The sequence below is a fragment of the Azospira sp. MPR-E4 genome (assembly GCF_058809645.1).
Genome location: NZ_JBXAST010000032.1, coordinates 1 through 5,994, shown reverse-complemented (window position 1 = coordinate 5,994; position 5,994 = coordinate 1). Strand labels below are relative to the sequence as shown.

The 5,994-nt window shown below is 53.0% G+C and carries 4 protein-coding genes and 1 pseudogene; 1 reads left to right on the top strand and 4 read right to left on the bottom strand.

The genetic code is table 11. The features are described 5' to 3' along the window. A partial coding sequence (locus AC1RTA_RS10645) for a calcium-binding protein (protein WP_492784704.1) occupies nucleotides 1–2,778 on the bottom strand: 2,778 nt, incomplete at its 3' end. Between the two features lie 493 nt (nucleotides 2,779–3,271). Here AC1RTA_RS10645 and AC1RTA_RS10640 point away from each other — a divergent pair. After that, nucleotides 3,272–4,415: pseudogene (locus tag AC1RTA_RS10640) on the top strand (IS3 family transposase); the annotation flags it as partial. Between the two features lie 44 nt (nucleotides 4,416–4,459). Here the strand turns inward: AC1RTA_RS10640 and AC1RTA_RS10635 are convergent. The 3 genes from AC1RTA_RS10635 to AC1RTA_RS10625 form a co-directional block, all read right to left on the bottom strand. Then, nucleotides 4,460–4,753 (bottom strand): DUF2325 domain-containing protein, encoded by a 294-nt coding sequence (locus tag AC1RTA_RS10635; protein ID WP_492784703.1) that lies wholly within the window; start codon nucleotides 4,751–4,753, stop codon nucleotides 4,460–4,462. 150 nt (nucleotides 4,754–4,903) lie between these two features. Next, a complete protein-coding gene (locus tag AC1RTA_RS10630) occupies nucleotides 4,904–5,677 on the bottom strand; it encodes a rhodanese-like domain-containing protein (RefSeq protein ID WP_492784702.1) in 774 nt (257 codons plus the stop codon). 68 nt (nucleotides 5,678–5,745) lie between these two features. Continuing rightward, nucleotides 5,746–5,994: hypothetical protein (locus AC1RTA_RS10625; RefSeq protein ID WP_492784701.1), on the bottom strand; the 249-nt coding region annotated here is incomplete at its 5' end.

The following is a 5,994-nucleotide window of genomic DNA, read 5'->3' as shown; positions in this document are numbered from 1 at the left end:
GAACTCCAGGGTGTCGACCTTCCCCGCCGTACTATCGTTGATCGAGCAAATGGTGTCCTGACCATCCCCTTTGCCGAACCGGTAGGTGTCACTGCCCAGGCCGCCGTAGATGTAGTCGTTGCCCGATTCCCCATCCAGGATGTCGTTCCCCGTCTCACCATACAGGTAGTCATTACCCGCCCCGCCACGAACAATGTCGTCGCCATTGCCTCCATAGATAGTATCGCTACCCGTCCCTCCATCCAGCGTGTCGTTCCCAGCCTCACCATATAGGTAATCGTTACCTCCCCCCCCATTGATCACATCATCACTGGCGTAACCGTACAGCGCCTGTGCCGCCTCTGTCCCTTCTAACAGTTTTATCTTCAACGTCTCGATATTCCATACCGTACCGTCTTCAAACCGAATTTGGTTCAGAACATAACTATTAACTCCGTCATTGCTCAGAATACTCTGCAGCTTCACCGTATCCGTCGTCCCGGCAATCCCCAGAATCACGTCGGTCCCCGAACGAACTACCGTCACTTCCGACGGTAACGTCCCCGCCTTGATTTGCAGCACATCCTGCCGACCCACTGCAGCGTCGTAGTTGGAAATCGTGTCCTGGCCCGAGCCTCGCCCCCAGATATAGGTGTCGTTACCCGCATCTCCGCTCAGGGTGTCGTTGCCCAAACCTCCATCCAGTACGTCGTTGCCAAGGCCTCCATAGAGAGAGTCATTGCCTCCGTTACCCAACAAAACGTCATCTTCAGCCCCGCCATTCAAGGTGTCGTTTTGGGAGCTACCAGAAATAAAATCTCGAGCAGAAGTACCTGTTGTATATATTCCAGAATCTGAGCCCAGCGTTACACTATACCCCGGCAAATTCAGGTTAATTCCAGGATGCTGTCGAAGCACATCATCAATCAACACTGGACCATTCCAGCCAGCGGTCAGTAATTTATTACCGATTGCGTGGTTGAATTCCAACAGGTCCACAATTCCATTAGCAGCATCAGCAGCAATTCCAGCATGGATGGCTGCGTCCAGTGCAGAAAAATTCAGGCTGACTCCATTTTCATTAATATCAAGAGTAATTTGATCAAGCAACGGTTTAAGCCGAGTCTGCAGCAACAAACCTTCATACACTGAATCTTTAAGAGCCGCATAGCTCTGATCCAATGAATCCAATTGTTGTTGAGTCAAATTAGCCCAGATTGGGTGAGCAAACTGGATAATCTCAACGCCAATATCGCCAGTAGGAGCCAGATCCTCAATTCCACCTAGGCTCTGACCCGCTCCAGTAGAAACACCGATATCAGAAATATTGAGAAATGTTAGACCATTAAAGACTTCCAACAAACCAATTTGCTTACTCAAACGATCCATCTGAGACTTTATATAATCAATTCGCTCCCAGTCCTTTGCGCTAAATCCCTCAGATGACCAATGGTAATTATCGGGCAACTTTATATCTAACCAATGCGCATATCGATTAATTTCAAATCGAGTTACTCCAGGTGGCAGATAGTAAATTTCAAAGCCTTTTTCAGCCCCCAACTCTTGTCCGCTCTTCATCGCCGAGGTACCAGCCCACAGGTCAATGATGCCATCCAACTTACCAAACAATTGATCCCGGGTCATGTAGTGATCCAAGCCCTGAATGGCAGCAGCAAGATTTACCGACAAACTTGCGGCATCACGCAAATCACGAACAGCTCCAGAGCCTGACATATTCGGCAAACCGGGCGTTCCGGAATTCCCTGGCAGCGGGTCGAATTCACTGTAAAAAGGGTTTTGGACAAAATCCAGGTTTCCCAGACTACCGCTTTGTCCGTCGGATTTCACATAAGTCCCAGTTGCGGTTTGAACATTACCACCAGTCAACGTAGTGTTAGTAACCGTACTTCCCAGATTGATAGCAACGATACCTGCCTGATCCAGATTCATCAGCTCATCAGATTGACTAATCCCATCCTGATTCAGATCACGCCAAATACGGACGTTGGCAAATTGAGCATCACTGCTGTTGAAGACGCCGTCCTGGTTGCCGTCGAGGTCGGCGAGAGCGGCAAAGCCGTTGGTGGCTTTCTGGCCGTTAGACATGACGGTATCAACACCGAACAACTCGGCGCCACTATCGATAAAACCATTACCATTTCTATCTAGCACCAAAAACCCGTCATCTTCTTTAATCCAGCCAGTTCCAGTTTTAATATTATCCCCGTTATGATCAAAAAGAACTGGCGAACTGCCAATCCCGACTACCTCAATTCCATCACCATCCAAGTCTAAAACCAATGGATCTTTAGGTAGAGGAGGAGTGCGTGCTTTTGAAAATTCATCATTTACCGTCGGAGATATTGCATCAAAAATATCATCCAATTTATAGCCGTTATTATTTGCAACCGCACTAGAAATAGCAGATACAACACCCAACGATCCTAAATACATCGCCGCTGGGACAGCCCCTACTCCAGTCGCAGCAACCAACAGCGCCCCTGTTGTTACCAAACCACTAGTAAGTCCAATATAATCCCCTAGAGAAACTCCTGATCCAGAATCAATATCACCCTGAATTTTAACAACTGCTATAAAAGAAGTAAGCGCACCAATTCCACCAACATTTGTCGCACCCCAGCTGCTGGTTACAGGAATAACCGACGTCACCAATCCAGAAGCCAGCTGACCTCCTGAATTAACAACCCCAAGCAAATCGCCTGCTTCAAAAGCTTTTACCATCTCATTATAATTATCATACGTGCCAACACAAACCGTAACCAATGTCGATGAATTCATTTAATCCTCACATATCAAAAAAGAAAACATAGATAGCAAGACAAATCAAAATCGTATGGATAACAATAAGCAAATCAGCGACAAATCTTTTATCTCGCCTCATTAAAAACAGGATCTGAAAAAACGACTTGCCAACCAAATTCTCATTTTTTACAAAATAACTCCGACTAATTGCCAGCAAAAATATTTCCACAAATACCAGCACTGCAAAAAATGAAAGAAATATTAAAGACATAAAGAGCCCCAGGAGCGAGTAAAACCTCTACTTCAAATGCATCCAACATCAAAAACATTCAATAACCAACTTAATATGATCAACAAAACAGGCTGCAAAAATTATTTGTCATTCATATTTGTATTCTGACCGCTAAGACAACAGCATGCAATATGCATTTAGTATTATCACAATAGCAATCGTCCATCTTGAGAACTGAATCACCCCGGAACAGGTAAACACCTTTGAGCCCTAAACTTGAGGCAATAGGGAGGTGTCATGAGTGGCAAGCGCTATACGGAAGAATTCAAGATCGAGGCAGTCAAGTAGGTCACCGAGCGAGGCCATCCGGTGGCCGAGGTGGCAAGCCGGATCGGGGTGTCGCAGCACAAAGCAATACAGTCGGCCGGCGGAAGCCCGGCAAGAGCAGCAGAGCCAGTCCGCCGAGATCCGGCGTGAAGGCTGAAGTGAAGCGTGTCTCGGAGGAGCGCGATATCATTAGAAGACCGCAGCGTCCCCCAAGGGGATTTCCTGCGGGGCATACTTTGCTAAGGAGTCCCGGCAAAGTACGCCTTCATCAAGAGCGAGGAAGAACGGTACTCCGTGCGGTGGCTCTGCCAGATGGCGAAAGTTCATCCCAGCGGCTATTACGCTTGGCAGGCCGAGCCACTTTCTGACCGGGGCAAGGCGGATCAACACCTCTTGGACCTGATCAAGCAGTCTTGGCTGGAAAGCGGCGGCGTGTGCGGTTACCACAAAATCACCGACGACTATCGTGATTTGGGGAGCGCTGCGGCAAGCACCGAGTCGATCGACTGATGTGCGCCAAAAGTTTACGCTACCAGACTGGCTACCATCGCCGCAAAGGACGCTATGGCTAGCCGGCAGTCGTTGCTCCGAACCGTCTGGAACAACAGCTGGATGTTGAAGCACCCAATCAGGTCTGGGTCACCGACATCACCTACATCCGGACGCACGAGGGCTGGCTTTATCTTGCCGCGGTGCTCGCCCCTTTTCCCGGCAGGTCGTGAGCTGGTCGATGCAGTCCCGTATGGAGACCGACTTGACGCTCAGCGCGTTATTGATTGCCGTCTGGCGGCGTTAGCCAAAATCGGCCGCGACCATCCATTCCGATCAGGGAACCAAACACATTGGCCATAAGGGGCAGGCATTTCTCAAGTCCCACAAACCACTGCCCAACATGAGTCAACGTAGCAACTGCTGCGACAACGCGGTCACTGAACGCTCCTTCCCACTCCTCAAATGGAAGCGGATTCGTCGAAAAATCTACCACGACTGGGAAGAAGCCCGTCAGGACGTCTTTGATTACATCGAACTCTTCTACAACCCGAAGCGCCGCTATGGTCACGTCGGCGGCTTGGCTCCAGTAGCGTTCGAAAAGCAGTATTTCAATCGGCAGAAGAGAGCGCCTTCTGAAGATAGGGTGATTCAGTCCGCGTTGCTGCCCTACCCGATGAAGGCTGCCAATTTTTCCCGTACCTCCAGGGCCGAATGGCGGCAGTAGATCAGGGGCACCTCGCTTTTTTCCGCCTGGCGGCGCACGTGGCGCAACAGTTCGTGGTTCACCCGGGCGCAGACCACCACCACCAGCCGGGTGCGGGAGGGAATGACCCGGCGTGAATCGCCGGCCTTGCGGCCGCTCCAGTGCTCGGTGGGGGCATCGAGCAGGGCCGGCGCCAGGCGGGCCACTTCGTTTTCGATGGTGCGCACGTTGTCGGCGCCGACGATGAGCAGTGACATTGCGATCTCCTATCCTGATCCGCCAGCCCTCGAGAAGGAAGGCCCCTGGGCATTAAGAATGCCGTTGCGGCAAAAGCAGATTGCCTTTTCTCAAATAGACCATCCAATACTTATTGTTGATGTTTTTATTTCTTTATGGAATAACAAAACTCACTGCTGCCAGGGCAGGCCCCGCTGCCGCCAGCCGTTGAGGGTGCGCCGCCCCTGGGCGTCCTTCGCCCCTTCGAAGCCTTCCAGCACGTTGTACACCTGCCGGTAGCCCGCCTGCCGCAGCAGCTCCGCCGCCCGGTGGGAACGCTGGCCGGAGCGGCAGATGAGCAGCACCAGCGCCTGCGTCGCCACCTCCCGGCGCACCTGAGCGACGAAGTCCGGGTTCTCCTCCCAGTCCGGATAGCGCATGAATTCCACCTCCCGGGCCCCGGGAATGGCGCCCACCAGTTCCCGCTCGGCCTCGCTGCGCACGTCCACCAGGCAGGCATCGGAACGCAGCTTGAGCAGCAGCCAGGCCTCTTCCGGCGTCAGGGCGCCGGCGTAGGCCAGCCGTTCCGCTACTCCCCGGGCATGGGCCCGGGCCAGGATCAGTTCGTCTTCCATGGTGCTTTCCTCTCCATTTTTCCCTCCTTGCATGGATACCGTGTTCGCCGCCCCGGCGGGCGGCCCCGGCAAGACCTGGGCATCGGGCCCGCTTCCCGGGCCGGATGGCAGTTCATGCACGCCGTAGCTGGCCAGACTGCCCAGGGCCAGCACGGCCCGGGCGTCGATACCGTCCTGGGCCTCGATCAGCGCCTCCAGCCTGGGGACGGCTATGTCGGCCCGGAGATCGAGCAGGGCGCCGGGCCGGCCCCGGTGGATGCGGGCCAGCCGCTCGCCCAGGTCGGCGCAACGCGCAGCGGCTGGATGGCCTTGGACCAGATACAGGGGCATGACAACCTCATGACGTGGGAATGGCTGCACTCTAGCCAGGGCTCTTCATGCACTGAAGTTCCATTTTTTTATTCCCTTATTCCCGAAAGGGCGAAAACCCGGTCAATGCTGGCCCTGGCGCCATCCCCGGGAGAGCCGGAAAAGGGGCCGATGATGCCGCCAGGGGCAAAATCGCTATAACCAACAGATATCAAATCATTCGCTTTTATTCTTTTTGTAAAAATCGGCTTGGAATTACAGTGGGCGACATCCCAGGAGCGCCATGACTGCCGCAACCGGCCACGGCGCCCCTTCCCGGGCCGGCCCCCATCTCCACC